The organism is Pseudomonas palleroniana (genome assembly GCF_003031675.1).
Taxonomy (GTDB): domain Bacteria; phylum Pseudomonadota; class Gammaproteobacteria; order Pseudomonadales; family Pseudomonadaceae; genus Aquipseudomonas; species Aquipseudomonas palleroniana.
In genome coordinates this window covers 55758-82157 of sequence record NZ_PYWX01000029.1, presented here as the reverse complement: position 1 = coordinate 82157, position 26400 = coordinate 55758, and the positions used below count along the sequence as shown (strand labels likewise).

Here is a 26400-nt window from a genome sequence, read left to right as displayed (position 1 = left end):
AATACCTTGATAACTGAAGAAACCGGTTCAACGGAGGGAGGCGGCTTGCTCCCGATAGCCGTGTGTCAGTTGATGCATAGGGGCCTGATGCACCGCTATCGGGAGCAAGCCCCCTCCCACCGTTTGATTGTGTTCCTTCAGGTCAATCGTTGAACTCGTAGTGCAATTCGTTATCCCGGCTGCTGATGCGCACACCCGCCAACGCCTTGCCTTCGAGCATGCGCGTGAGGAACTCACGGCTCATGTCCGGCAGCAGGCTGTTGGTGAGGATGGTGTCGATCATACGGCCGCCGCTTTCGGTTTCAGTGCAGCGCGAGACGATCAGGTCGACCACCGCGTCGTCGTAGTCGAAGGCCACCTTGTGCGTACTCTCCACGCGTTTTTTGATGCGGTTGAGCTGCAGGCGGGTGATCGCCTTGAGCATCTCGTCGCTTAGCGGGTAGTACGGAATGGTCACCAGGCGACCCAGCAATGCCGGCGGGAAGATTTCCAGCAGCGGTTGGCGCAGGGCCTTGGCGATCTCTTCCGGCTCCGGCACGTTCGCCGGGTCTTTGCAGACGTGGGAGATCAGCTCGGTGCCGGCGTTGGTGGTCAGCAGGATCAGGGTGTTCTTGAAGTCGATCACCCGGCCTTCACCGTCTTCCATCACACCCTTGTCGAATACCTGGAAGAAGATCTCGTGCACGTCCGGGTGGGCTTTTTCCACCTCGTCCAGCAGCACCACGCTGTAGGGTTTGCGTCGCACCGCTTCGGTCAGCACGCCGCCTTCGCCGTAACCGATGTAACCCGGTGGTGCGCCCTTGAGGGTGGACACGGTGTGGGCTTCCTGGAACTCGCTCATGTTGATGGTGATGACGTTCTGCTCGCCGCCGTACATGGCTTCGGCCAGGGCCAGGGCGGTTTCAGTCTTGCCCACGCCCGAGGTGCCGGCCAGCATGAACACGCCAATCGGCTTGCTTGGGTTGTCGAGGCCGGCGCGCGAGGTCTGGATGCGCTTGGCGATCATCTGCAGGGCGTGATCCTGGCCGATGATGCGCTTCTTCAGGTGCTGGTCGAGGTTGAGCACGGTCTCCAGCTCGTTGCGGGCCATACGGCCCACCGGGATACCGGTCCAGTCGGCGACCACCGAGGCCACGGCCTGGTAATCCACGGTCGGCAGGATCAGCGGGGTTTCGCCTTGCAGGGCGCTGAGGCGCTGTTGCAGATCGACCAGCTGCGTGCGCAATTCATCGTTGCCGCTGTCCACCGCGCCAACCTTTTCACGCAGGGTGGCACGGGTGGCGAGCAACTCATCGACCAGTGCTTTCTCTTCGGCCCAGCGGCTCTCCAGCGTTGCAAGACGTTCACGCTCGGCACTCAACAGCGCTTCGGTGTTGCTTTGACGGGCCCCAATCGCAATGCCGATGGCATGCTCGCGGGCGATGATTTGCAGCTCGGTTTCCAGGGCTTCGATACGACGGCGGCTGTCGTCCACTTCGGCCGGCACCGCGTGCAGGCTGATGGCAACGCGGGCGCAGGCGGTGTCCAGCAGGCTTACGGATTTATCCGGCAACTGGCGCGCCGGGATGTAGCGGTGGGACAGCTTCACCGAGGCTTCCAGGGCTTCATCGAGGATCTGCACCTGGTGGTGCTGTTCCATCGTCGAAGCCACGCCGCGCATCATCAGCAGCGCCTTGTCTTCCGACGGCTCGGCCACTTGCACCACCTGGAAGCGGCGGGTCAGGGCCGGGTCTTTTTCAATGTGCTTCTTGTACTCGGCCCACGTGGTCGCGGCTACGGTGCGCAAGGTGCCACGGGCCAATGCCGGTTTGAGCAGGTTGGCGGCGTCGCCCGTGCCGGCGGCGCCACCGGCACCGACCAGGGTGTGAGCTTCGTCGATAAACAGGATGATCGGCTTGGGCGACGCCTGGACGTCTTCGATCACTTGGCGCAGGCGCTGCTCGAACTCGCCTTTCATGCTGGCGCCGGCTTGCAGCAGGCCCACATCGAGGCTGCGCAGTTCCACATCCTTGAGCGCAGGCGGCACGTCACCGGCGACGATGCGCAGGGCGAAACCTTCGACCACGGCGGTTTTGCCCACACCGGCTTCACCGGTGAGAATCGGGTTGTTCTGGCGACGGCGCATCAGGATGTCGACCAGTTGGCGGATCTCTTCGTCACGGCCGACGATGGGGTCGAGTTTGCCGCTACGGGCCTGCTCGGTCAGGTCGACGGTAAAGCGCTTGAGGGCTTCCTGCTTGCCCATGGCACTTGGCGCCATGGCGCCGCTGGCTTCGCCCGGCACGGCGCCGGCGTTGAAACCGTCGCTGGCGCTCAGGGCGTTCTCCGGCGAGTCACCGACGTATTCATCAAAGCGCTCGCTCAGGGCCTCGGCCTTGATTTTGTCGAACTCGGAAGACAGGCCCAGCAGCGCATGGCGCAGGCTCGGCGTCTTGAGGATGCCCAATACCAGGTAACCGGTGCGCACCTGGCTTTCGCCGAACATCAGGCTGCCGTAGACCCAACCGCGTTCCACGGCCTCTTCCACATGGGAGGACAGGTCGGTGATCGAGGTCGAGCCGCGGGGCAAGCGGTCCAGCGCTTCCGTCAGGTCGCGGGCCAGGCGCGCCGGCTCCACGTTGAACTGGCGAATGATGCGGTGCAGGTCCGAGTCCTGCAGTTGCAGCAGTTGGTGAAACCAGTGGGCCAGTTCCACATACGGGTTGCCCCGCAGCTTGCAGAATACGGTGGCGGCTTCGATGGCCTTGTAGGCCACGCTGTTGAGTTTGCCGAACAATGCGGCGCGACTGATTTCACCCATGCTCTGGATTCCTTGAGGTGGTGGCCTGATCGGCGTAATGCCGGGCCAGGATTAGGTCGTTGGCGTCGTGCGCGGGTTGGCCGAGCCAGGTGTTGAAGCCCAGGCGGAACTGGCCATTGAGTTGCAGCGCCGGTACTTCAGGTTGTTGCAGAACCAGGTTCAAGTCCCAGTCCAGTTCATGGCCCAGGTACTCGGCCACCCACGCGACCAGCTCATTGAATGGCGCGTGGCCGGGCAGCATGCCCATGTAGTCATCGAGCTTGAGCGGCCCCAGGCAGATACGGAATTTGTGCTGGCGGTCCCACACATGGCTGCCCAGGCAAAAGTCCACGCCCAGCTGGTTGGCGCTGACACCCACGCGGCTGCGTTCAGGCAGTTCCAGCCATTGGCCGACGTACTCTTCGATCTCCACCGGGAGGCCGAAGTACTCGCTGAGGATCGCCTTTAAACCATCCGGGTAGCGGGTCTGCGCCGACAAGTGGCCGCTGTAATGCAGCTTCGCGGCGTCGGCAATCAGCCCCTGGTTGAGTAGGCTTGGCATGCCACGGCCACTCAGGGCGGCGAGGCGGGCGGACCAGTAGTCATCATCCGGGCGGTCATGGCTGACGGTGGGCCGGGCCTCGGCCCAGGCCCGGTAGAACAGGCTGAGCAAGCGATGGTGGAACACGTCCAGGAACTGCTTGCTGGTGCTGTCGGCGTTGTTGCGCTGGCGCTCGCGGACGTACTCGGTGATATGCAGCGGCAGCGGGCCATTGGGGCCGCCGAGGCCGAAGAAGAATTGCTCCAGGCGCGCCGGCTTGCCGTCACCACCGGGCTCGACCGAGGCCAGGGTGGCCGGGGCGAACGTGCAATCGGCCTGTTGCCCCAGGCGCAGTGGGTCATCCGCCAGGCGCAGGGAATGGCCCAGGCGCGGCAGGTCGGGCGATTCGCACTCGATACGCCGCAGCGCCTGGAAGAAATCGTATTCCCAGGGTTCCTGATGCATCGCATCCAGTGTGTTCACAGGGTCGGACGCCGCCCGGGCTTGGCTTTCCATCGCATGATCTCGCCGCGTTCGGTGGTACGGATCACCGTCTCGGTAAAACTGTTGATCGACACGTAGCGTGCCAGGAAGCGCTCCAGCACCGCACCGAGCAGGAACACCCCGGTGCCGCGAAACGCGTTTTCATCGAATTCCAGGGTGATCTCCAAGCCACGGCCAAACACGATCGGGCCAGGCATCGGCAGGCGCCGGGTCACGGCTTTGCTGCTGACTTCACGCAGGCCCTCGATCTGCAATTGCAGGGCGGCGTCGTTGCTGTCGCCATACAGGCGCAGCAGTTCACGCAAGGCGCCCGCGCCCTGGCCCTGCTCGCTGAGCGACAGATAGTTGAGCGACAACTGGCTGATCAGGCGCCAGGCCTTGGCATCATGCGCATGGCTGGCCCGCGGGCGGCTCGGGCCGGCCACGCAACGCACGGCAAGCACCGGCGCACTGTCGGCCAGGGTGAAATCGGTCTTGCCGTTGCCCACGCTCATGAACAACGGCAAATCGCGGTTGGTGCACAGCGCGGTCACGCCGAGTTGGCGCAGGTCGTGGCGGTAGGGTGCTTGCCGGCTGTCGACCAGGCTGACAAAGGTTTCGCTGCCCACATACGTGGAGCGCGGGCCGTTGCGACGCTGGTCGCTGGACAACACACGCGGCTCGCGGCGCACCATGTAATAGGCCAGGTCGCGGCCATAGCGCGAGGGGTCGCGCACCGCATAAAACGGCAGGAATGGCTGCTCCGGGCCGGTGCCGTGGCCGGTGATACCGCTGAGCGAATGAATCTCGAAATCCATCGGCCGGGTGCGGTCGGCGATCACATGGTGCTCGTTGACCCGGTCGGACAGGTGGATACGGTCGAGGCGTTTGGGAAACAGGTTGATCGCCGGCGTGCAGAACGGCAGGAACTGCGCCGCGCCGACGCTGCCTTCCAGGCTCGGTTCATGCCGGTCGAACAGCACGATCAGCTCCAGTTCCTGGCCGTCGCAGCGCTTGATCGCACGGCGCAGTTCGGCAAATTCGACAAACAGGAAGCGATGGGGCAGGGCGAAGTATTCCTGCAACAGGCGATAGCCCTGGAAGGCGCGCGCCACCACCGGCATGGCGGCGTCGGCGTCGTCGAAGCCGCGTGAGCGCAGCGCGTCCTGGGGCAGGCGCTCGACCCAATCACCGCCAGGCTTGCGCGCAAACACCGCGCAGGCGTTGCCGAGCAGTTGCTCGTAAAGGCGGAACGGCTGCTCGTCGGCACCGCTGAGGTACAGCGGCAGGCTGTCCAGGTCGAGGCTGTTGAATGGCAACTCGGCGCCGGTGCGCAGGGTCAGGCGCAAACCCGCCTTGGCCTTCGGTTCGCTGGCGGCCAGGCGGCCAAGCACGGCGGCGGGGTTGCCGAAGTATTCCGCGTTGGCTACCTGCAACGGCCACAGCGTCACCGGGTGCGCGGTGCGGTACTCGCAGCAGGTCTGGGTTTCACGGCCCAATGCCGCACGCAACACCGTGTCGCGGGGCAGCGAAAAACCGCTGGCCAGGGAGCCTTCGTCGGGGTCGGTCTGCAGCTGCACCACGGTCATCGACGGGGTTGGCGCGAGGTAGTGCGGGTACGCGATTTCCAGCAGGTTGTGGGTGAAGGTCGGGTACTCGGCGTCGAGCTTGAGCTGCACGCGGGCCGTCAGGTAGGCAAAACCTTCAAGCAAGCGTTCGACGTACGGGTCGGCGCAGTCCATACCGGACAGGGTCAGCCGACTGGCGATCTTCGGGTATTCCTTGGCGAACTCGGCGGCGCTTTCGCGCACGTGATGCAGTTCCTGGTTATACAGCTCCAGCAGGCGCGGGTTCATGCTCGTCTCCGCTGGTCGGCGTTGACGACACGCACATGGCCGGATTCCAGGTCGAGGTCGGTTTGCAATAACAGGCGTAGAGGCACCGGCTGTGCCCACAGATCGCCTTCGATCTCGAAGCTCAACGCGTTGTGGTTCATCTCGCCCTGGCTGAGGCGGGCTTTGACGCGCAGGGTGTGGCGCAGGATGCGCGGCTCAAAGGTGGCAATGGCCTGGTAGATCAGGGCTTCCAGCGCTTTGATATCGACACTGGAGGCACTGTTTCCCGCCAATGCCGGCAGGCCGTAATTGACCACCGAAGTACCGGCTGGGGTGTGCAACGTGGCATCGGCATCGAGCAACGACGTGGTGTTGAGCAGCCACGCCAGGTCGCGCAGCACCGAGGCTTTCAATTGGGTCAGGGACAGCACGCGTTTGTCGGCGCTTTCCTTGGGGTTGGTCGGGTCGTCGTCGGTCAACCGGTCCAGCAGGGACGGTTGCAGACGGTCGCGGGAAGCGATTTCAGTTACCACCAAAGCAGCTCCACGGACGGGGTGTAAGGAGGACAAAGTTTCTGGGGCCGTGGCGCTGGGCCACGGCCACCAGAGCTATCAGCGCTTGGTGTTGGAACGGATGTTCCAGCCAAACTTGATCGCGCCGCCGTCTTTGGTGCCGTCGGCTTTCTGCGGCTGGTAGTCGACCATCACTTGGGCAAAGTTCAGGGTGACGTTCTCGGTCAGGCGGTCATCAGTGCCCGAACCGCCGGTGCTCAGGGACGTTACCAGCACTTCTTCCAGGTTGATCACCATGTACTCGACCTGGCTTTCACCACCGGCCTTGCGCACGGTCAGCTTGACCTTGTCGATGTGCTTGCCGCTGGCGCAGTGCATCATCAGGTTAGGCGACGCCTTGTCGACGTACTTGGTCAGCGACAGGTCCTGGATATTCACCTTGCCGGCGCCACCGCCACCGCCGACGTGCATGTTGCCGGACTGGGACATGCCCCAGCTCCAGTTCAGTACGTCGATTTCGTCCTTGTGGGCCTTGTCCATGGACTCGCCCTTGATGTCGCCGATCTTGATGAAAATATCAACAGCCATGTTTTCTCCCTGTGTGGCCCCTGCCACTGAATTTGGTTATGCCCCAGAAGGGGCAATGCTTTTGTGTGGGAGGTGGCTTGCTCCCGATGGCATCACCTCGGTCCGACTGAGAGACCGAGTTGCCTGCATCGGGAGCAAGACCCCTCCCACAGAAGAGCTAGCTCATCGGTGTGTTAAGCGCCTTTTGCCGAAGGCAGCTTCGATACCAGGCGCAACGACACGGTCAGCCCTTCGAGCTGGTAGTGCGGGCGCAGGTAGAACTTGGAGTTGTAGTAACCCGGGTTGCCTTCCACTTCTTCCACGATCACTTCAGCGGCAGCCAATGGGTGCTGGGCCTTGGTGGTTTCGGTGGAGTGGGCCGGGTCGCCGTCGACGTAGTTGAGGATCCAGTCCTGCAACCAGCGCTGCATCTCGTCCTTCTCTTTGAAGGAACCGATCTTGTCACGCACGATGCACTTCAAGTAGTGAGCGAAACGGCAGGTGGCGAACAGGTACGGCAAGCGCGCAGCCAAGTTGGCGTTGGCGGTGGCGTCCGGGTCATCGTACTCGGCCGGTTTCTGCAACGACTGGGCACCGATGAAGGCGGCGAAGTCGGTGTTTTTCTTGTGCAGCAGCGGCATGAAACCGTTCTTCGCCAGTTCCGCTTCACGGCGGTCGCTGATGGCGATTTCGGTCGGGCACTTCATGTCCACACCACCGTCATCGGTAGGAAACGTGTGGGCCGGCAGGTTTTCCACTTCACCACCGGACTCCACGCCACGGATGCGCGAGCACCAGCCGTAGTGCTTGAACGAGCGGTTGATGTTCACGGCCATCGCGTAGGCGGCGTTGGCCCAGGTGTACTTGGAGCTGTCGGCGCCGTCGGTGTTTTCTTCGAAGGCGAAGGCTTCCACCGGGTCGGTCTTGGCGCCATACGGCAGGCGAGCCAGGAAGCGCGGCATGGTCAGGCCGATGTAGCGCGAGTCTTCCGATTCACGCAGCGAGCGCCAGCCGGCGTATTCCGGGGTGGTGAAGATCTTGGTCAGGTCGCGCGGGTTCGACAGTTCCTGCCACGAGCCCATGCCCATCACGGTCGGCGAAGCGGCAGCGATGAACGGGGAGTGCATGGCGGCGCAGACTTTCGACAGCTCGCCCAGCAACTCCACGTCGGGTGGCGACTGATCGAAGTAGTAGTCGCCTACCAGGCAGCCGTACGGCTCACCGCCGAACTGGCCGTATTCTTCTTCGTACATTTTCTTGAAGATCGGGCTCTGGTCCCATGCGGTGCCCTTGAATTTCTTCAGGGTCTTGTGCAGTTCGGGCTTGGAGATGTTGAGCACGCGAATCTTGAGCTGCTCATCGCTCTCGGTGTTGTTGACGAGGTAGTGCAGGCCACGCCAGGCGCTTTCCAGCTGCTGGAAATCCTGGTGATGAATGATCTGGTTGACCTGGGCGGTGAGCTTGGCGTCGATGGCCGCGATGATCGATTCGATCGACTTGATCGCGTCGTTGGACACCAGGTCGGTTTGCGCCAGGGCCTGTTCGGCCAGGGTGCGCACTGCGGTTTCCACGGCTTCGCGGGCACGCTCGGTCTTTGGTTTGAATTCCTGCAGCAGCAGGTTGGCGAACTCGCTGGCTTCTTCGGTCTGGGTGCCGAGGATCTGGCTGCCTTCGCGGGCGGTATTGTCGGTCATGATTACTGGTCCCCTGCAGGCTTAGGCGCGCTGGCAAGTGCCTGAAGCAGTGCCGGGTCCTTGATTGCCTTCATGATGATTTCTTCAGCGCCGGTCTTGCCGTCCATGTAGGTCAGCAGGTTGGCCAGCTGGGTGCGGGCTTCGAGCAGCTGGTTCAGCGAATCGACCTTGCGCGCCACGGCGGCCGGGCTGAAGTCGTCCATGCTCTCGAAGGTGATGTCCAGGCTCAGGTTGCCTTCGCCGGTCAGTTCGTTGGGGACGTGGAAGGCCACGCGCGGTTGCATGGCCTTGAGGCGCGAGTCGAAGTTGTCGACGTCCACTTCAAGGAATTTGCGGTCGGCCACGGCGGCGAGCGGCTCGGCAGGTTTGCCGGCGAGGTCGGCCATCACACCCATTACGAAGGGCAGTTGGACCTTCTTCTCGGCGCCGTAGAGCTCGACGTCGTACTCGATCTGCACTCGAGGCGCACGGTTGCGCGCAATGAATTTCTGAGAACTTTGCTTCGCCACGTTGCTGCTCCTGGTCGCTTGAGCGACGGTGTTGTTACTGCATAGCCCGGTGGCTTACTCGCTGTCCGGGCCGCGCAGGTTTTCAAATTGGGACATGCCGTCGGGAATCAGATTGCGCACGATGGCCGCGAAGTCGGCGTGCACCAGGTTCTTGGCCCGATTCAACAGCACCGGCAGCGGGCTCGAAGGCTCATGCCGGGTGTAGTACGCAAGGATCTTGTCGAGGCTGCGCAGCACGTCGTCGCGGCTGGCGATATCGCCGGCCGGGCGCACTGCCACAGGCGCAGCGGCGAAGTCGACCGAGGGGGCATTGTCGTCACTGACGGCCTCGGGTTCGCCACTGTTGTCGGTGCCTGGCACCGCTTGATTGAGTATTTGCAGCGCCTGCTTGAGCGGTTGCTTCAAGGCGCTCAAGTCCACGCCCCGGGCGGAACCGACCTGGTCATTGACCTGCTCCTCGATGGCCTCACACGCCGCACGCGCTGCGCTCAAGGCGTCACGGGTGGCTTGCAGGTGCTCGGGGTCACTGTCGAGGAACGCGGCGTGGAGTTGCTGGGCACCGAGCTGCTCGTCGGCAAAAATTTGCAGGCCGCTGGCATTGAGCGCCGCCCGCAGGCTGACCGGGCCGAAGGTGCGCGAGCGCGTGAGGATGCTTTCGCGCAGCAGGCGGATGGTCGTGTCACCGGTCAGGCCGGACAGGGCGTTGACGCGCACGGTGGGGTCGTTATCGTCGTCGGCATCCAGGCGTGGGTGCAGGTCGACCCAATAGTCGCGCAGCAAGGCGTTGATCAACGAAAGGACTTCAGCCAACCCGGCCACGCCTTGCAGGGCAAGGGTGCTTTGCAGCAGGAAATGGGTGATGCGCAGGTCTTTGCTGCGTTGCAGCAAATCGAGGCTTTGCTGCTGGATGCTGCGCCATTCCGGCGGTTCGGCGGGCAGGATCGAGTCGCCCATGCTGCGCTCGGGTTGGCCCTTGGCATCACGCTCCAGCTGGAGAAATTGCGCGTCATATTCCATGTCTTCGCCACAGGGCGAAGTCGGGGAAACGGCGGCGAGCAGCAACGGCACATCCACTGAGTTTGATCTCCTTATCAGCCCGATAGATGGCGGGCAATGCATGCATTAGTTGTCTGAGGAACTTTGCATGTTTTCTTGGTCATATAGTCAGAGTGCCACTACTGTGACATCAGTGATGTTCAAGAAGTTGTGCATTTTTGGTGTAGTACTTATGCCTTGTCAAGGTAAGCTATTCGTCCTCTGTGACAGATGTGCGGTGTTTAACAACCTGCGCGACTGGTGGGTCGAACGGCGCCCGCCAAGCAGGATTTTTGTCATGCAAGCCAGCTAAGATCAGCGATCTTGCGGGTTTAGGTAGATTCAGGGTCATTTTGTGTGACCTGGCGGGCATGTCCCGGGAAGCGTAGCCCCGGGAATCGACCGCGCGCGATGTAATCAGCAAGGAGGCAAGATGTCGCTGTGTTTGACTATCACTAGTTATCACAAGATTACCCCTGGTCAGTGCTCGGAAAAGTCCATGGACCAGGGCGTGATGGCTATTGGCCGCAGTTCGGATAATGACTGGGTCTTGCCTGATCCGGAGCGTCTCGTCTCTTCACAGCATTGCGTTATTCAATACAAAGATGGTCGTTATTATTTAACCGATAACAGTACAAACGGGGTGGAGTTGGTTCGCGCCGGTATCCGCATGCGCCGTGGCAATAGCGAGCCGCTGCAAGATGGTGAGTTGATCCGCATCGGCGACTACGAGATCCAGGCGCGTATCGATTTCAACGTGCAAGCCATTGATAGCCAACCGTTTGCCGGTGATTCGCCGAACAGCTTCGAGGCGTTGATGGGCGCCGTGGCAAAGCCACCAACGCCGACCCCGGTGATCGCGCCGCAGTTCCAGGGTGCCTCGGCAATGGACACCTTGCCGGACCTGTTCGACTTCCTCAGCCCCACTGCTGTGCCGCCGCCGACCGTGGCGGATCATGTGCCTCCCGAGCAGCACGATTTCCGCCCGCCGACGCCGGTGGCGGTGGAAAAACCCGTGGTCGCAGGCTCGCTGATTCCCGATGATTGGGACCTGTTTGCCGATACCCCGGCACCGGTAGCACCGGTAGCTCCGGTAGCTCCGGTAGCACCGGTCGTTCCGGTTGCACCGCCACCGCCGGTCGCCCCGGTGATTCAGCCGCCGCCCGTGGTCGAGCCGGTGCTTCCCGTGGCCGAGCCCCAGCAATCCCCCGACTTGTTGCAAGCATTCCTGCGTGGCGCCGGGCTGGAGCAGTTGCGTCTGGACAAGGCCGATGCCTGCGCCCAGATGGAAAACATCGGCCGCAGCTACCGCCTGATGGTCGAGGGGCTGATCGACGTATTGCGTGCCCGCGCCAGCCTCAAAGGCGAGTTCCGCATGCAGCAGACCATGATCCGGCCCGCCGAGAACAACCCGTTGAAATTCGCGCCGAATGCCGACGAAGCCTTGCTGCTGCTGCTTCGCCACGGCAACCAGGCGTTTATGGCACCGGACGCGGCCGTGCGCGACAGTTTCGATGACCTGCGTGCTCACCAACTGGCCGTGATGGCCGGCGTGGAGGCCGCGATCAAGCACCTGCTCACCCGCTTTGAACCCTCGCAGTTGGAGGAGCGCATGGGCAAGCCCGGCGGCTTATCGAGCCTGTTCAACGGTTCGCGCCAGGCGCAGTACTGGCAGCAGTTCACTGAGCTTTACAGCAATATTTCCCGCGAGGCCCAGGAAGATTTCCAGGACCTGTTCGGCCGCGAATTCAGCCGAGCCTACGAAGAACACAGCGCACGACAGCGGCGCTGAACACGCAATACACGGATTTAACGGATAGCTAAGAACGTCATTGAGGACGCAGGATGATTCCCAGGTTTTTACTCGCAGCCGCTACTGTGCTGCTGCTGACGGCGTGTGCCAAGGACGCGGCCAAGCCCGAAGTGGCGGGCGAAACTGAAGCGGACACCGCCGCGGTCGAGTTGCACTTTCATGCCATTGCCGGGCTCAACCCGGGCGCCAACGGCCAGGCCGCCCCCGTGCGCGTGCGCATCTTCGAGCTGAAAAATGCCGCTACCTTCGGGCGCTCCGACTACTTCGCCCTGGCTGATCGCGCGCAATCGACCCTCGGCCTGGACCTGCTGGACCAGGACGAAGTGATGGTGCAACCCGGCCAGCAACTGAGCATCCAGCGCGACCTCGACCCTGCCACGCGCCAGATCGGCTTGCTGGTGGGCTATCGCGAGCTGGACCGTGCGCAATGGCGCACGGTGATCAACGTGCCACCGCGCCAATACACCGAATATCAGATCAGCCTCGATGTACGCGCCGTACGTGCCGACGTCGTGGTTACCCCATCCAGCCCTGCCCAATAAGAAACCCTCGGAGCCCCCATGTCCTGGAACAATCGCGTGGTCTGGTCGGAAGGCATGTTCATCGGAACGCAGCACTTCCAGCAGCATGACCGTTACCTGGAAAACCTGATCGACGCCCGCAGCCGCCCGTTGTCTGTCGGTGCCTGGGGCTTTTCCGAGTTGCTGATCGACCAGGGGCTGCTGGCCCAGGGCAAGCTGGCGATCGTTTCGGCGCGCGGCCTGTTGCCGGATGGCACGCCGTTCAATATCCCTCAGGACGACCTCGCGCCGAGCCCGTTGAATATCGACGACAACCTGCGCGACGGCCTGGTGTACCTGGCCTTGCCGCTCAAGCGCGCCGGTGCCCGCGATACCGTGGAAGCGGGCGAAGCCCTGGAAGCTGCGCGGTATGTCAGCCAGGTGCGCGAAGTGCGCGATGACAATGCCCCGTTCGAGAACCGTGCGCCCGTGGCTGTCGGTTCGCGCGCCCTGCGCCTGCTGACGGCCCAGGATGGCATCAGCGATTACGCCGCCGTGGGCCTTGTGCGCATCAAAGAAAAACGCGCCGACCGCGCACTGGTGCTGGATGACACTTACATCCCGCCGGTGCTCGACGTCGCCGCGAGCAAACCGTTGACGGCCTTTCGCAGTGAGCTGCTCGGCCTGCTGCACCAGCGCGGCGAAGCCCTGGCTGGCCGCGTGGTCGCCTCGGGGGCCGGTGGTGCGTCGGAGATTGCCGACTTCATGCTGCTGCAATTGGTCAACCGCGCCCAGCCGCTGCTCCAGCATTTTAGCCAGTTGAGCCCGCTGCACCCGGAGCGCTTCTTCAGTGAACTGGTGAGCCTGGCCGGCGAGTTCTCGACCTTTTCGACCTCGGGCCGGCGCCCTCAGGAATACCCGCAATACCAGCATGACGACCTGGCGCTGAGCTTTGCCCCGGTCATGCAGGCGCTGCGTGAAGCGCTGTCGATGCTGATCGACAGCAAGGCCACGCCGATCCCTATTGTGGAAAAAGCCTATGGCATTCACGTGGCCATGCTTGCCGACAAAACCCTGCTCGAGAGCGCCAGCTTCATCCTGGTGGTGCGCGCCGACGTGCCCGGCGAGACCCTGCGGGCGCGCTTCGGCCAACAGAGCAAGGTCGGTTCGGTGGAGCACATCCGCGACATGGTCAACCTGCAACTGCCGGGCATCGGCCTGCTGCCGTTGCCGGTGGCGCCACGGCAGATCCCGTATCACGCAGGCAGTACCTATTACGAGTTGGACCGGGGCAGCGAGCACTGGCAGCAACTGCACAACTCCGGCGGATTTGCCTTCCATATCGCCGGGCAGTTCCCGGGCTTGAACCTGGCCTTCTGGGCGATTCGAGGATAATTCGCGATGCATCCCAATGATGATGACCGCACCCAGTTCATGCCGCGCCCGGGTGGCCGGGCGCCAGAACCTGCGCGTGCAGAACCGGCCCCGCTGTCGATGCCGGCCGCGCCGATGCTCACCGGCAAAAGCCAGGGCCTGAACCCGCTGGAAAGCGCCGCCGGCCCGTTGTTGGCGTTGCTCACACGCCTGCGCAACACCATCGCCCATCCGGCGCCGGCCAGCCTGCGCGCGCAGCTGCTGGCTTATTTGCGCCAGTTCGAAGAGCGTGCTGAAGCCGCCGGCATCCCGCGTAACGAAGTGCTGCTGGCCCGTTACGCGCTATGCACCGCCCTGGATGAAGCCGTGCTGAGCACGCCGTGGGGCAGCACCAGCGACTGGGGCAAGCAGAGCCTGTTGATCACGGTGCACAACGAAGCCTGGGGCGGTGAAAAAGTCTTCCAACTGCTCGACCACTGCCTGCAAAGCCCACGCGAACGTTTGTACCTGCTGGAGTTGTTGTACCTGTGCATGTGCCTGGGTTTCGAAGGCCGTTACCGTGTGATGAACGACGGGCGCAGCCAGTTGGACGCTCTGCGTGAGCGCACGGCGGCGGCGATTCGCAGTGCCCGTGGTGAACACGAGCGCGAGCTGTCGCCGCACTGGCGCGGTGTGACGGTGGCGCGGGATCGCCTGGCGCAATTCATGCCGCCGTGGATCGCCGTTGCCATCGGCCTGGCGCTGCTGCTGGCGCTGTTGTTCGGCTTGCGCCTGAAACTGGCGTCGGATGCCGAGCCGGTATTCAAGAATATCCATGCCTTGGGAGAGATCCCGGTGCAGTCGATCGACCGTCCGGTGGCACAACCCAAAATCATCGAACGTCCACGCTTGGCCGGCTTCCTGGTGGAAGACATCAAGGCTGGTCGTGTTGCCGTGGAGGATGCGGTCGATCGTTCCGTGGTGACCATTCGTGGTGATGAACTGTTCGCCTCGGCCAGTTCCAGCATCGTCGATGACTACCAGCCACTGATGCTGCGCATTGCCGACGCCATCCGCAAAGTCAAAGGCCAGGTGCGTGTCACCGGGCACAGCGACAACCGCCCGATTGCCACGCTGCGTTTCCCGTCCAACTGGGCGTTGTCCGAAGCGCGGGCCAAATCGGTGCTGGAGATCCTGGCGGCCAAGACCGGCCAGGCCGAGCGCTTCAGCGCCGAGGGCAGAAGCGACACCGAGCCGGTGGCTACCAATGCCACCGCCGAAGGCCGTGCCCGTAATCGTCGGGTTGAAATCACCGTATTGGCGGAGGGCGTCGAGTGAAGGCGTTTTTCAGTTTCATGATTCGCTGGGTGATCCCGGTACTGGGCCTGATCGCCCTGAGCCTGATCATCTGGTTTGTCGGGCCGCTGCTCGACCTGTTGATGCCGGAAGGGCGCCGTTGGGCGCTGATCATCCTGGTGTTTGCGGTGTGGATCGCCTACCGCGTGTTCCGCATCATCCAGGCGCGTCGACAGGCCGCCGAAGTGATGCGCAGCCTGGCGGCGCAAACCCCGGTCGACCCCAACAGTGTCGCTACCGCCGAAGAACTCAGCACCCTGCGCCAGCGCATGGACGAGGCCCTGGCGCTGCTGAAGAAAGCCAAGCTCGGTGGTGATGAGCGGCGCAACCTCTACGAATTGCCGTGGTACGTGATCATCGGCCCACCGGGTTCGGGCAAGACCACCGCGCTGGTCAACTCCGGGCTGCATTTCCCGCTGGCGGCCCAATTGGGCGCCGGGGCCGTGCGTGGTGTTGGCGGTACGCGCAACTGCGACTGGTGGTTTACCGACCAGGCCGTGCTGCTCGATACCGCCGGCCGCTACACCACTCAAGACAGCAACTCCACGGTCGATAAAGCCGCGTGGCTGGGTTTCCTCGACCTGCTGAAAAAGCAACGCTCACGCCGCCCGATCGACGGTGCGTTCATTGCGATCAGCCTGTCGGATCTGTTGCTCGGGACTGAAGCCGAGCGCGCTGCCCACGCGGCGGCGATTCGCTTGCGTATCCAGGAGCTGTATACCCAGCTGGGCGTGCGTTTCCCCATCTACCTGATGCTGACCAAGCTCGACTTGGTGCCTGGCTTCATGGAGTTCTTCGACAACCTGAGCAAGGAAGACCGCGCCCAGGTATGGGGCATGACCTTTGCCCTGGACGACGGCAAGCACAGCGACGGCCCGCTGGCACATCTGCAAAGCGAATTCGCAGGGCTGGAACAACGCCTTAACGAGCGCCTGGTGGAACGCCTGCAACAGGAACGCGACCCGGCGCGACGCGACCTGATCTACGGCTTCCCGCAGCAGTTCGGGGCCTTGAAGGACTGCCTGCAAAGCTTCCTCGACGGTGTGTTCAAACCCAATGCCTTCGAAGAACGCGTGCTGCTGCGCGGCGTGTACTTCACCAGCGGTACTCAGGAAGGCAGCCCGATTGATCGTTTGATCGGCGCCATGGCCCAGAGCATGAACCTGGATCGCCAGCACCTGGCCCGCCAGAGCGGCACCGGGCGCAGTTACTTCATCGAAAAACTGTTCAGCGCCGTGGCGTTTGCCGAGCGTGGGCTGGTCGGGGTGAACCCGAAGGTCGAACGTCGGCGCAAGTGGATTGCACGCGGCGTCCTGGCGGCCACCGTGGCCTTGGTGGTGGTGGTCAGCAGTTTGTGGTGGGTGAGTTATCGCGCCAACCAGGCGTATATCGCCCAGGTTGACCAGAAGGTTGCGCCATTGGGCCAGGCGGTGCAGAACCTGAGCCCGGCCCAGCGTGAAGTGCTCGCCGTGCTGCCGTTGCTCAACGCCACGAAAAACCTTGCCGGCGATCCGCCTGGCTGGGCCGAAGGCTTGGGCCTGTACCAGGGCGATATGCTCGAAGCCGAATCCGGCAGCGTGTACCGCAAGCTGCTGATCGCGGTGTTCGCGCCGCGTCTGGTGACGCGTATCGAAGAGCAACTGCGCGGCGGTGGCAACTCCGACTTCCTGTACGAAGGGCTCAAGGCTTACCTGATGCTTGCCGACAGCGAGCACTACGACCCGGACTTCATCAAAGCCTGGATCGCCCTGGATTGGGATCGCAACCTGCCCCGCGATTTGCCGGCCGATCAGCGCCAGGCCTTGAGTGGGCATTTGCAGGCCCTGTTTGACCGCCATCCACCGAATGCGCGCCTCGATCCGCGGCTGATCGACGACCTGCGTCGCCAGTTGCAACAGCTGCCGGTGGCCCAGCGTGTGTACGACCGGGTCAAGCGCCAGAAATTGCCCGACGGTATCCCGGACTTTCGCATCAATGAAGCCGCCGGCCGCGACGCCGCACTGGTCTTCAGTCGCAAGAGCGGCAAGCCGCTGGGCGAGCCACTCAGTGGTTTCTTCACCGCCAAGGGCTACCGTCAGGCGTTTTTGCTGAGCAGCCTGAACCAGACCGGCACGCTCGCCGAAGAGCAATGGGTGCTGGGCCGCGAGCAGGCCGATCAACAGAACGTGGTGAGCTTGGCCGGTGACGTGCGCCGCCTGTATTTCCAGGACTACCAGCGCCAATGGGACGCGCTGTTGGCAGACATCGACTTCGTACCGATCACCAGCGTGGCCCAGGCGGCCGATGTGCTGCGGGTGATTTCCGGGCCGACCTCACCGCTGAAAAAACTGTTGGTGGCGGTGGCCAAGGAAACCGACCTGCAAGCCGAGGAACGCCAGCTGACAGCCAAAGGCGTGCCGGTGGAAGGTGGCGTCGACAAGCTCAAGGAACGCCTGGGCAGCCTGCTCGGCCAGGAGCAACAGGCGGCCAGCCAGCCGCAGGTGGCGGACGATCCGGTGACCGCACACTTTGCCGAACTCAACGGCATCGTCAGCAAGAATGAAGGCGAGCCGGCGGCCATCGACGGCCTGCTCGCGGACATGAATGCGCTGTATGTGCAGGTCAGCGCCATGGTCGGCGCCAGTGGCGATGCCTTGCTCGGCGAGGCGAAGAACCAGGCGGCGGCTGCGGCCACGCGGGTCAGCCTGAATGCCGAGCGCCAGCCACCCTTGGTGCAGGGCATGGTCAAGTCGGTGGTCAACTCCACCACCAACAGCATGATGGGCGGGGTGCGCAACCAACTGAACGCGGCCTGGGTCAGCGAAGTGGTCAACGTGTATCGCCAGTCCCTGGCCGGGCGCTACCCGATGTCGCCGGGCAGTGCGCGGGACGCGACCCTGGATGACTTTGGCCAGTTTTTCGGCGTGGGCGGGGTCATGGACAACTATTTCCGCAAGTACCTGCAGCCGTATGTGGACACCTCCACTCCAACCTGGCGCTGGCAGCCGGGCGCGGCACAAAAGCTCGGGATCGCGCCGGGTGTGCTGCAGACTTTCCAGCGCGCGGCAGCCATTCGTGATGCGTTCTTCCGCGCCGGGGGCACCCAGCCCATCGTACGCTTCGAACTCAAGCCGGTGTCGATGGACCCGACCATCACCCAGTTCCTGCTCGACCTCGATGGCCAGCAATTGAGCTATGACCACGGCCCCAGCCGCCCGGTTGCGATGCAATGGCCGAACCCCGGCAGCATTGGCGTGGTGCGTATTTCGATCATGCCGCCGTCGGCCAGTGGGCGCTCCGGTGTGACCCTGGATGGGCCGTGGGCCTGGTTCCGCCTGCTGGAGCAGTCGGACCTCACGGCTGGTAACTCGCCGGATCGCTTCAACCTGCGCCTGCGGGTCGACGGCGCAAGCATTGCCTACGAGTTACGCGCCAACAGCGCCTTCAACCCGTTCAAGAGCCGCGTGCTCAGCGGTTTCAGCCTGCCGGAGCGGTTATGACCACGCTGGGTTTCTACGGCAAGTTGGCCAGCCGCGGTGACTTCGTCAGCCGCGCCTTGCCCCAGAGTTTTATCGGCCCGTGGGACAGCTGGTTGGCGGCAGGTTTGCTCGCCAGCCAAAACAGCCTGGGCGGCGAATGGCTCAACGTGTACCTGGTCAGCCCGTTGTGGCGCTTTGTGCTGGCGCCGGGCGTGTGCGGGCCGGATGCGGCGGCGGGTGTGGTGATGCCGAGTATCGATCGGGTCGGGCGGTATTTTCCGTTGGCGGTGGTGACCCTGCTGGACCAGGACACCAATCCTGCGTCACTCGTGGGGGGGCCGGATACCTGGTTTGAGCAGGCCGAAGAGCTGTTGCTCAGTACCCTGGACGCCGATGCCACGTTCGAAAGCTTCAACGCTGGCGTCGACAAGCTGGGCCTTCCAGCCAGCGAGCTGCGAGTGGTCGACAGTCGTTTCGCCGGTTTGCAACGGATGAACGCCACGCTGCCTCACGACCGGATGACCGCGCTCGCCGAACAAGCCTGCGCCGGTGCCAGCCTCTGGTGGGGCCGCGGCTCGCAACGTATTTCCCCTGGTTTATTGCGGTGTCAGGGCTTGCCTGCCGCCGACGATTTTGCGCAGTTTTTGCTCGGACAAGAAGGTGTGGTGTAGATGGGGTCGACGTTCAAATCCGCGAGCAAAAGCCATGTGGGCATGGTGCGCCAGGTCAATGAAGACGCCTGCCTGGACCTGCCGGAAAACCGCCTGTGGGTGGTGGCCGACGGCATGGGCGGGCATGCGGCGGGTGACTATGTCAGCAGCCTGATTGTCGACAGTCTGCGTCAGGTGCCGGTAGGGCGCTCCCTCGATGAATACTCGGCGGCGCTGCGCAATGACCTGATCCGCATCAATGCGATCGTGCGTGAAGAAACCGCCAACCGTGGCGTGACCATGATGGGCAGCACCGTGGTGGTGCTGGCCGCGCGCGGCTTGCGCGGGGTGTGCCTGTGGGCCGGTGACAGTCGCCTGTACCGTCTGCGCGACGGTGCGTTGGAAAGTATTTCCCGCGACCACAGCTACGTGCAGGACCTGCAAGACAGCGGCCTGCTCAGCGAAGCCGACGCCCGCGTGCATCCACGCGCCAATATCGTCACCCGCGCGGTGGGGGTGGAAGCCCAGCTGGAGGTGGCCGTCGTCGACCTGCTGATCGCCCCCGGTGACAGCTACCTGCTGTGCAGCGACGGTCTGAACAAGACCGTCGAAGATCATGAGATCCGCGAGGTGCTGGGGCATGACGCGCCGGATGAAATCGTGCGCAGCCTGGTGCACCTGGGGCTTAACCGGGGTGCGCCGGACAACATCACCACCATTGTCGTGAAGGTGTCGCCATGAACATCGTGATCCCGGGCTATGACATCGAAGGCGAGATCGGTGAAGGCGCCATGGCCAGCGTGTACCTGGCGACCCAACGCTCGCTGGAACGCAAGGTGGCGTTGAAGGTGATGGCGGCGGCACTGGCGGCCGACCCGACCTTCTGCGAGCGTTTCCTGCGCGAGGGCAAGACCCTGGCGCGGCTGTCGCATCCGCACACCGTGACCATCCATGACATCGGCAACGTCGGTGAGTTGTATTACATGGCCATGGAATACCTGCCCAATGGCACGCTCAAGGAGCGCATTGCCGCCGGCCTGACGCCGGAGCAAGGGGTCACGCTGATCCGCCAGATCGCCTCGGCGTTGGGTTACGCGCATGCCCAGGGCCTGGTCCACCGTGACGTCAAGCCTGCCAACATCCTGTTCCGCGCCGATGGCACGGCGGTGTTGTCGGACTTCGGCATCGCCAAGTCCCTGGATGATCGTACCCAGTTCACTCAAGCCGGGTTTGCCGTGGGCACGCCCAGCTACATGAGCCCGGAGCAGGCGCGGGGCCAGGAAATTGATGGTCGCGCCGACCTGTATGCGCTCGGTGTGGTGCTCTATGAAATCCTTGTCGGCAAGCTGCCGTACAACGGCACCGATGCGCTTTCCACGGCGCTGGCGCACCTGACTGAACCGTTGCCGGAACTGCCGGTGCACCATGGCCGTTATCAAGGTGTGCTGCGCAAGTTGTTGGCCAAGGACCCGGCTGATCGGTTCCCCGATGCGGCGGCGTTGCTGCTGGCGCTCGATCAACTGCCGGCGGACTCGTTGGAAGCCACTCTGGTGCGGCCGTTGCCGGTCCCGATGAGCTTTGATCTGGGCGGCATCACCCCTGAATCCATTGAGATCCCGAGCGCACCGCCTGAGCCTGTGCGCCAACCGGTGGTGCCACCGGCATCGACCCAGCATAACGAGCAGCGTCGCGGGCCGGTATTGGCGTTGGCGGCGGTGGCCGTGGCGGTGGCGCTGGCCATCGGTGGCGCCAGTTATTGGTGGTTGAGCGGCAGTGACAAGCCCGCCGCGCCGCCGGCTGCCGTCATCCCCAAAACGCCGCCGCCTGAGTTGAAACCTGTGGTCGCTGACGCGGATGGCGGTCAGCACCCCTTGCTGATGGCGGGCAAAAAGACCTTGTTCCAGCGCGTGCTCAGCAAGCCTGGCGCCAAGCTTTCCAGCGATGCAGGTGGTGCACCCGGCAAAGCCTTGCCGGCGTTCTCCGTGCTGTATGTGTACCAACGCAAAGAGGTCGATGGCAGCCCGTGGGTACGCGTCGGCGCCGCTACCGATGGCCGCAGTGACGGTTGGTTGCCCGCCGCCCAGGTCAGCGATTGGAAGCAGAGCCTGGTGCTCAAGTTTACCGAGCGCTCGGGCCGGGCACCGGTGATGTTCCTGCGCCAGCCCGGCGAAGTGGAAAAGTTGCTGGCCGACCCCGCAGCGGCCAAAAACGTCTTGGCCAAGGCGCAGAAAAACAGCGAAGACAATCAGCAAGTGCTGGCGCTCGAGCCGACCGCCAGCGCGGTGCCGCAGAACCAGTTTTATCTGTTGCCGATCTTCGACTCCAAAGAGAGCTTCGACGAAAATGGCCAGCCGGTGCAGTTGCTCAATGTGGCGTCCATCGATCCTGGCAGCAGCGTTGCCAAGCCGGCTGTACCCTCGGTCAGTGCCGATGCGTTCCGTACCGCTGTGGTGCTGGTGGTCGACACCACCGTGTCGATGCAGCCCTACATCGACCAGGTGCGTGACGTGGTGCATGAGTTGCAAACCCGTATCGCCGAACGCGGTGAGCTGGACAGCGTGAGCTTCGGCCTGGTGGGTTTTCGCAACAGCATCAAGAAAACCCCGGGCCTGGAATACGTGGCCAAGACCTTGATCACCCTGGATCAAGGTCGCGACCCGCAGCGCTTTCTCGACATGGCGCGGCAAGTCAAAGCGTCCACGGTGTCCAGCCATTCGTTCAACGAAGACGCTTTTGCTGGGGTGATGCAGGCCGTGGATGGCATGGATTGGTCCGGCTATGGCGGGCGCATTATCCTGCTGGTCACTGACGCCGGCGCGTTGCGCAAGAACGATCCGTTCGCCGCCACCCAGATGAACGAAGCCGAAGTGCGCCAGGCCGCATTGGGTAAGCAGATCAAGATCTACGCGCTGCACCTGCGTACCGATGCCGGCAAGAAAACCCACGCCGGTGCCGAGAGCCAGTACCGCATCCTCACGGCTGACGCCAACCCGCAGATCGGCGACCTGTACACGCCAGTGCCGGGCGGCGATGTGCGCAAACTGGGCGAGCGCGTCGATGAGATCGGTACGGTGTTCGCCAACCTCGTTCATCAAGTGCGCAGCAACACACCGCAGCCGGTGCCGTTGCTGAGCAGCGCGCCGAGCCTGGCGGACAAATCCGCCGCCGTCGGCTATGCCATGCACATGGATTTCCTCGGGCGCAAAACCGCCAGCCAGGCACCGCAACTGGTCAGCGCCTGGACCGCCGACCGCGACCTGACCAACCCGGCGCTGCCGGCGTTTCAGGTGTGCGTGATGCTGACCAAGTTGCAGCTCAACGATTTGCAGCAGTCGCTGAAACTGATCGTCGACGCGGCGCGCAAAACCCAAAGCTCACCCAAGGACTTCTTCCAGGAAATCGCCAGTGCCTCGGCCTACATGAGCCGCGACCCGCAGGCGTTGCGCAAGGGCGGCAACCTGGCCGATGGCGGCCTCCTCGGCGAATACCTGGAAGGCCTGCCGTACCGCAGCAAGTCGCTGAACATGACCCAGGACTTGTGGTTGTCGCTGAGCGTGGCCGAGCAGGAAGACTTTATCGACGAGCTGGATTCGAAAATCCGCCTTTACGAAACCTTCCACAATGACCTGGCCAACTGGGTTCGTTTCGGCGATGCCGAGCCGGGTGATGCGTTGTACCGCGTGCCGTTGTCGACGTTGCCGTAATGCTGAACCTGAGCGCAATGCACAAGAGCCGGGGCGTGGGTAGCCAGCGTTACAGCCTGGTGATCCCGGCGCTGCACCTGCGCGCGGGAGAGCAACTGGCGATCGTCGGGCCCAGCGGTTGTGGCAAGAGCACCTTGCTGGATCTATTGGCGTTGGTGCTGGCGCCGGATCAGGTGGGGCAGTTCGAGTTCAATCAGCAGGACATCGGCGGGCTGTGGCGAGCGGATCGGCAATCGACGTTGGCCCAGTTGCGCAGCAGGCATCTGGGCTACGTGCTGCAAACCGGCGGGCTGTTGGGGTTTCTCGATGTGCGCGGCAATATCGCCTTGTCGCGCAAACTGCTCGGTTTGCCGGATGACGGCAGCGTGACACGGCTGGCCGCGCAGTTGGAGATCAGTGACCAGTTGGCCAAGAAACCCGCTGCATTGTCGGTAGGCCAGCGTCAGCGCGTCAGTTGTGCACGCGCCCTGGCCCACGGGCCGCAACTGGTGTTGGCGGATGAGCCGACCGCGTCGCTGGACCCACTGAATGCCGAACGGGTCATGCAGGCGCTGCTGGCGCAGGCTCGCGAACACCGTGCCGCCTGCGTGATCGCCACCCATGACGAACCCTTGGCCCGTGCCAGTGGCTTGCAGGTGCGGCGCATCAGTTGCCGTCGCGACACGGATGGCGGCGTCACCGCCACCCTCGGGGAGGCTTGTTGATGCGCATCGGTTTGGTGGCGTCCCTGGCCTGGCAGGATTACCGCAACGATGCCTGGCTGTCGGCCTGCTCAGTGTTGGCGTTGGTGGCGGTGATCGCGCCGTTGCTGGTGTTATTTGGCTTGAAATTTGGACTGGTTGGCAGTTTGACCGAACGTTTGGAGACCGACCCCGCTACCCGTGAAATTATTCCGTTGGGCGGTGGTCGATTCAGCGCTGCGTTTGTCGAGCAACTGGGGCAACGTAGCGACGTGGCGTTTGCCGTGCCGCGCACGCGGCAGATTGCAGCGACGGCTCAGGTCGGCACGCTGACCCTGGAAATGCTGCCGACCGCGCCGGGTGACCCGTTGCTGGCCGGTTTGCCGATGCCCAAGGGCATGGACCAGATCGTGCTGAGCCACACCGCCGCCGAAAAGCTTGCGGCACGCCCCGGCGATTGGCTGGACACCCGTTTTGCGCGGCAAGTGGCTGGGCGTGTCGAAGCCCGGGGCATGCGTGTGCAGGTGCTGGCAGTGCTGCCGTTGGAGGCGTTTGCCCGTGATGGGCTGTTTGCCGACCTGGCCCTGCTGGAAGCAGCCGAAGATTATCGCGACGGCCGTGCGGTGCCGGCGCTGGGGTGGGAAGGTGAAGCGGTCGGTGCGAATGAGCAGCGGGTGTACCCGGCATTTCGCCTGTACGCACGCCGTCTCAACGATGTAGAAGTGTTACGTGTGTATTTCGCCGGACAGAACCTGTTGGTATCGACCCAGGCGAACACTATCGCGCAGGTGCAGTCGTTGAGCCGCAACCTGTCGATCGTATTCTGGATCATCGCCGGTTTGGCCTTGGCGGGCGCGTTCGCGGCGATCTTCGCCGGGGCCTTGGCCGCCGTGGCGCGCAAGCGCCGGGAATTGTCGGTGTTACGCCTGTTGGGCTTTTCCACCGGTGGGCTGTTGTGGTTTGTGGTGGTGCAGGCGTTGTACAGCGCAGGTGCTGCCGCCGTGCTCAGTGCCGGGTTGTATGGCCTGGCCGAGGCGGGGTTGAATAAGCTATTTGTGCAGGTTCCGGGCGAATACGCCAGCCACCTGCTGGCGCGTCATTACGGCCTGGCCCTGGTTGCAGTCCTCGGCGTCAGCGCCGTGGCGGCGGCCTGTGGTGGTTGGCGTGTGGCGCGGATCCAGGCTTCTGAAGGAATCAGAGATGTATAAGTTACTGGGTGCCTGTGTGGTGCTGAGCCTGGCCTCGCTGGCCTGGGCTGATGAGGCGAGCGACAAGCTCGACAATCCAAAACCGCTGCCGGACGACGTGAGCCTGCCGCTGCCGTGCGAAGGCAACATGGTGTTCCGCTACGCCTACGTACTGGCCCAGGGCACCCTGGACGATCGCGAAATCAGTCTTGGCTACCCCTTCGCCGAAGGCGAGGCGGGTTACCAGCAATCGTTTATTTCCGGCTACCGGCGCGACTTCATCAACGGCCAGTTCACCCTCAAGGATCTGCCCAAGGACTGGAACAACGTCATTGCGCCCTTGATGCCGAAGACCGACGCCAAGACCCCACTCAAGCCCATGCTGTACTTCATCGGCAAGTACGAAGTGACCGCCCGCCAATACGCTGCGGTGATGGCCCAGGCGCAGTCCCTGGCCAGCGGCGAGCCGGCGCCGGCCTGCGACATTCCCACCGGCATGGCGGCGCGGCTGCCCAAGGTGAAGCTGTCACGCTTTGAAGCCGAACGCTTCTCGGCGGTGTACAGCGCCTGGTTGATGAAATACCACCGTGATTTGCTGCCGGTCAGCGGTCGCGGCTCTTCGGCGGAAGACGGTGGCCTGGGGTTTGTGCGCCTGCCCACCGAAGTGGAATGGGAATACGCCGCACGCGGCGGGCAGGCGGTGAGCCGCCAGGAGTTGGAGGGGCGCTTGTTCCCTCGGCGTGTCGAAGGCCATGAAGGCGAAGGCCCGCTGGCGGATTACGCGGTGTTCAACCAGGTGGCCGGCGGCACCGGCCAGGCTGCACGCCTGATGCCCATCGGCACCAAGTTGCCCAACCCGATCGGCCTGTTCGATGTGATCGGCAACGCTGCGGAGATGGTCCAGGAGTCCTTCCAGTTGGTGCACGCCGGGCGACGCCAGGGCACCTACGGCGGCTTTGTGGTCAAGGGCGGCAATTACCTCGAAGGCGAGGGCACGCTGTTTACCGGCATGCGCCGTGAGTACCCGTTGTTCGCCGCCGACGGCACCGAGCAAAGCAATGAGACCACCGGTTTCCGTGTGGCGATCGGCGCGCTGTCGGCGCCGCGCTCGCGCTACAAGGAGCTGTTCGCCCAATGGCAGAAAGAAGGGCGCCTGGCCGCACTGACCGATGCCATCGACGAAGCCCAGGACCCGACCAAACGCCTGGACACCATCATTGGCGCCAGTGTCGACCCCAAGCTGCAAGCCGAGCTGGGGCTGGTCAACGAAGAGCTCAAGCGCAACGTCTCGCTGATCGCCCAGCAACGCGAAGAGGCGGCGGGCAACCTGATCCAGTCCGCTGCGTTGGTGGCCGAGACCATCAGCAACTACAACATCCGCCTGATCAACCTGCAGAAGAGCCGCGATCAGGCGGTCGCCAACAAGGACGAAGCCAGTGCGACGCTGTTCGCTACGGCCATCGACAATGGCCGCAGCGCCCTCGACGGCGCGGTGGCGATCTATATCGACAACCTGGCCACCGGCACGCGCTATACCGATGCGGTGATCCAGGCTCAGTTTCAACGGATCAAGGAAGAGTTGGATCGCAAACCTGTGCTCGGCAAGAGCTTGGTGACGCGCGCGACACTGTTCGTTCGCCATGTCGGCAACTACCGCAAGCAACAGCGGGCCGACCCGGCAACGATCTTGAAGGAACTGCTCGCAGCGAGCGGTCAGCGGTCTTGACCGTTGGTTGTGCGGCGA

General features: G+C 63.4%; 19 protein-coding genes. 11 read left to right on the top strand and 8 right to left on the bottom strand.

Going from position 1 to position 26400, the window contains the following annotated elements:
• Positions 1–142 precede the first annotated feature (142 nt).
• From tssH to tssA, 8 genes are all read right to left on the bottom strand, one after another.
• On the bottom strand, positions 143–2800 hold the full coding sequence (tssH, locus tag C9383_RS08875; RefSeq protein ID WP_060756659.1) for a type VI secretion system ATPase TssH: 2658 nt from the start codon (positions 2798–2800) through the stop codon (positions 143–145).
• Entirely contained in the window at positions 2793–3836 is a 1044-nt protein-coding gene (gene tssG, locus C9383_RS08870) for a type VI secretion system baseplate subunit TssG (protein ID WP_090367933.1), read from the bottom strand. Before tssG ends, tssH begins: the two co-directional genes overlap by 8 nt.
• Complete coding sequence (gene tssF, locus C9383_RS08865; protein WP_060756661.1) at positions 3800–5659, bottom strand: type VI secretion system baseplate subunit TssF; 1860 nt, start codon at positions 5657–5659, stop codon at positions 3800–3802. The genes tssG and tssF overlap by 37 nt, the downstream gene beginning before the upstream one ends.
• Positions 5656–6171 carry a type VI secretion system baseplate subunit TssE gene (gene tssE / locus C9383_RS08860; RefSeq protein ID WP_060756687.1) on the bottom strand — a complete coding sequence of 172 codons (516 nt, stop codon included), beginning with the start codon at positions 6169–6171 and terminating at the stop codon, positions 5656–5658. Before tssE ends, tssF begins: the two co-directional genes overlap by 4 nt.
• A 78-nt stretch (positions 6172–6249) precedes the next feature.
• Complete coding sequence (locus C9383_RS08855; RefSeq protein WP_060756662.1) at positions 6250–6738, bottom strand: Hcp family type VI secretion system effector; 489 nt, start codon at positions 6736–6738, stop codon at positions 6250–6252.
• Between the two features lie 173 nt (positions 6739–6911).
• Positions 6912–8411, bottom strand: coding sequence for a type VI secretion system contractile sheath large subunit (tssC, locus tag C9383_RS08850; RefSeq protein WP_060756663.1), 1500 nt, complete (start codon positions 8409–8411; stop codon positions 6912–6914).
• A gap of 2 nt (positions 8412–8413) precedes the next feature.
• Complete coding sequence (tssB, locus tag C9383_RS08845) at positions 8414–8920, bottom strand: type VI secretion system contractile sheath small subunit (protein ID WP_003231688.1); 507 nt, start codon at positions 8918–8920, stop codon at positions 8414–8416.
• Positions 8921–8974: 54 nt separating this feature from the next.
• Positions 8975–9994 (bottom strand): type VI secretion system protein TssA, encoded by a 1020-nt coding sequence (gene tssA / locus C9383_RS08840; protein WP_060756664.1) that lies wholly within the window; start codon positions 9992–9994, stop codon positions 8975–8977.
• A 394-nt stretch (positions 9995–10388) separates the two neighbouring features.
• Between tssA and tagH the strand changes: the two genes are divergently transcribed.
• The 11 genes from tagH to C9383_RS08785 are packed head-to-tail and all read left to right on the top strand — an operon-like array spanning position 10389 to position 26382.
• A complete protein-coding gene (gene tagH, locus C9383_RS08835) occupies positions 10389–11747 on the top strand; it encodes a type VI secretion system-associated FHA domain protein TagH (protein ID WP_090367935.1) in 1359 nt (452 codons plus the stop codon).
• A gap of 53 nt (positions 11748–11800) precedes the next feature.
• Complete coding sequence (gene tssJ, locus C9383_RS08830) at positions 11801–12310, top strand: type VI secretion system lipoprotein TssJ (protein WP_060756666.1); 510 nt, start codon at positions 11801–11803, stop codon at positions 12308–12310.
• An 18-nt stretch (positions 12311–12328) separates the two neighbouring features.
• Positions 12329–13663 carry a type VI secretion system baseplate subunit TssK gene (gene tssK / locus C9383_RS08825; protein ID WP_090367937.1) on the top strand — a complete coding sequence of 445 codons (1335 nt, stop codon included), beginning with the start codon at positions 12329–12331 and terminating at the stop codon, positions 13661–13663.
• Between the two features lie 6 nt (positions 13664–13669).
• Positions 13670–14959 carry a DotU family type VI secretion system protein gene (locus C9383_RS08820; RefSeq protein ID WP_090367939.1) on the top strand — a complete coding sequence of 430 codons (1290 nt, stop codon included), beginning with the start codon at positions 13670–13672 and terminating at the stop codon, positions 14957–14959.
• Positions 14956–18456, top strand: a complete 3501-nt coding sequence (gene tssM, locus C9383_RS08815) for a type VI secretion system membrane subunit TssM (RefSeq protein ID WP_090367942.1) — start codon at positions 14956–14958, stop codon at positions 18454–18456. The genes C9383_RS08820 and tssM overlap by 4 nt, the downstream gene beginning before the upstream one ends.
• Positions 18453–19106: a type VI secretion system-associated protein TagF gene (gene tagF / locus C9383_RS08810; RefSeq protein WP_090367944.1), complete on the top strand. Its 654-nt coding sequence runs from the start codon at positions 18453–18455 to the stop codon at positions 19104–19106. The genes tssM and tagF overlap by 4 nt, the downstream gene beginning before the upstream one ends.
• Complete coding sequence (locus tag C9383_RS08805) at positions 19107–19826, top strand: PP2C family protein-serine/threonine phosphatase (RefSeq protein ID WP_090367946.1); 720 nt, start codon at positions 19107–19109, stop codon at positions 19824–19826.
• Positions 19823–22789 (top strand): serine/threonine-protein kinase, encoded by a 2967-nt coding sequence (locus C9383_RS08800; protein WP_090367948.1) that lies wholly within the window; start codon positions 19823–19825, stop codon positions 22787–22789. Before C9383_RS08805 ends, C9383_RS08800 begins: the two co-directional genes overlap by 4 nt.
• On the top strand, positions 22789–23493 hold the full coding sequence (locus tag C9383_RS08795; RefSeq protein ID WP_090367950.1) for an ABC transporter ATP-binding protein: 705 nt from the start codon (positions 22789–22791) through the stop codon (positions 23491–23493). Before C9383_RS08800 ends, C9383_RS08795 begins: the two co-directional genes overlap by 1 nt.
• Positions 23493–24677: an ABC transporter permease family protein gene (locus C9383_RS08790; protein ID WP_090367952.1), complete on the top strand. Its 1185-nt coding sequence runs from the start codon at positions 23493–23495 to the stop codon at positions 24675–24677. The genes C9383_RS08795 and C9383_RS08790 overlap by 1 nt, the downstream gene beginning before the upstream one ends.
• On the top strand, positions 24670–26382 hold the full coding sequence (locus tag C9383_RS08785) for a formylglycine-generating enzyme family protein (protein WP_090367954.1): 1713 nt from the start codon (positions 24670–24672) through the stop codon (positions 26380–26382). The genes C9383_RS08790 and C9383_RS08785 overlap by 8 nt, the downstream gene beginning before the upstream one ends.
• Positions 26383–26400 lie beyond the last annotated feature (18 nt).

Excerpts from the sequence above, each read along its gene's own strand:
- tssH (WP_060756659.1), bottom strand. The coding sequence starts at position 2,800 with ATGGGTGAAATCAGTCGCGCCGCATTGTTCGGCAAACTCAACAGCGTG.
- tssG (WP_090367933.1), bottom strand. The coding sequence starts at position 3,836 with ATGGAAAGCCAAGCCCGGGCGGCGTCCGACCCTGTGAACACACTGGAT.
- tssF (WP_060756661.1), bottom strand. The coding sequence starts at position 5,659 with ATGAACCCGCGCCTGCTGGAGCTGTATAACCAGGAACTGCATCACGTG.
- C9383_RS08855 (WP_060756662.1), bottom strand. The coding sequence starts at position 6,738 with ATGGCTGTTGATATTTTCATCAAGATCGGCGACATCAAGGGCGAGTCC.
- tssC (WP_060756663.1), bottom strand. The coding sequence starts at position 8,411 with ATGACCGACAATACCGCCCGCGAAGGCAGCCAGATCCTCGGCACCCAG.
- tagH (WP_090367935.1), top strand. The coding sequence starts at position 10,389 with ATGTCGCTGTGTTTGACTATCACTAGTTATCACAAGATTACCCCTGGT.
- tssJ (WP_060756666.1), top strand. The coding sequence starts at position 11,801 with ATGATTCCCAGGTTTTTACTCGCAGCCGCTACTGTGCTGCTGCTGACG.
- tssK (WP_090367937.1), top strand. The coding sequence starts at position 12,329 with ATGTCCTGGAACAATCGCGTGGTCTGGTCGGAAGGCATGTTCATCGGA.
- C9383_RS08820 (WP_090367939.1), top strand. The coding sequence starts at position 13,670 with ATGCATCCCAATGATGATGACCGCACCCAGTTCATGCCGCGCCCGGGT.
- tagF (WP_090367944.1), top strand. The coding sequence starts at position 18,453 with ATGACCACGCTGGGTTTCTACGGCAAGTTGGCCAGCCGCGGTGACTTC.
- C9383_RS08805 (WP_090367946.1), top strand. The coding sequence starts at position 19,107 with ATGGGGTCGACGTTCAAATCCGCGAGCAAAAGCCATGTGGGCATGGTG.
- C9383_RS08800 (WP_090367948.1), top strand. The coding sequence starts at position 19,823 with ATGAACATCGTGATCCCGGGCTATGACATCGAAGGCGAGATCGGTGAA.
- C9383_RS08795 (WP_090367950.1), top strand. The coding sequence starts at position 22,789 with ATGCTGAACCTGAGCGCAATGCACAAGAGCCGGGGCGTGGGTAGCCAG.
- C9383_RS08790 (WP_090367952.1), top strand. The coding sequence starts at position 23,493 with ATGCGCATCGGTTTGGTGGCGTCCCTGGCCTGGCAGGATTACCGCAAC.
- C9383_RS08785 (WP_090367954.1), top strand. The coding sequence starts at position 24,670 with ATGTATAAGTTACTGGGTGCCTGTGTGGTGCTGAGCCTGGCCTCGCTG.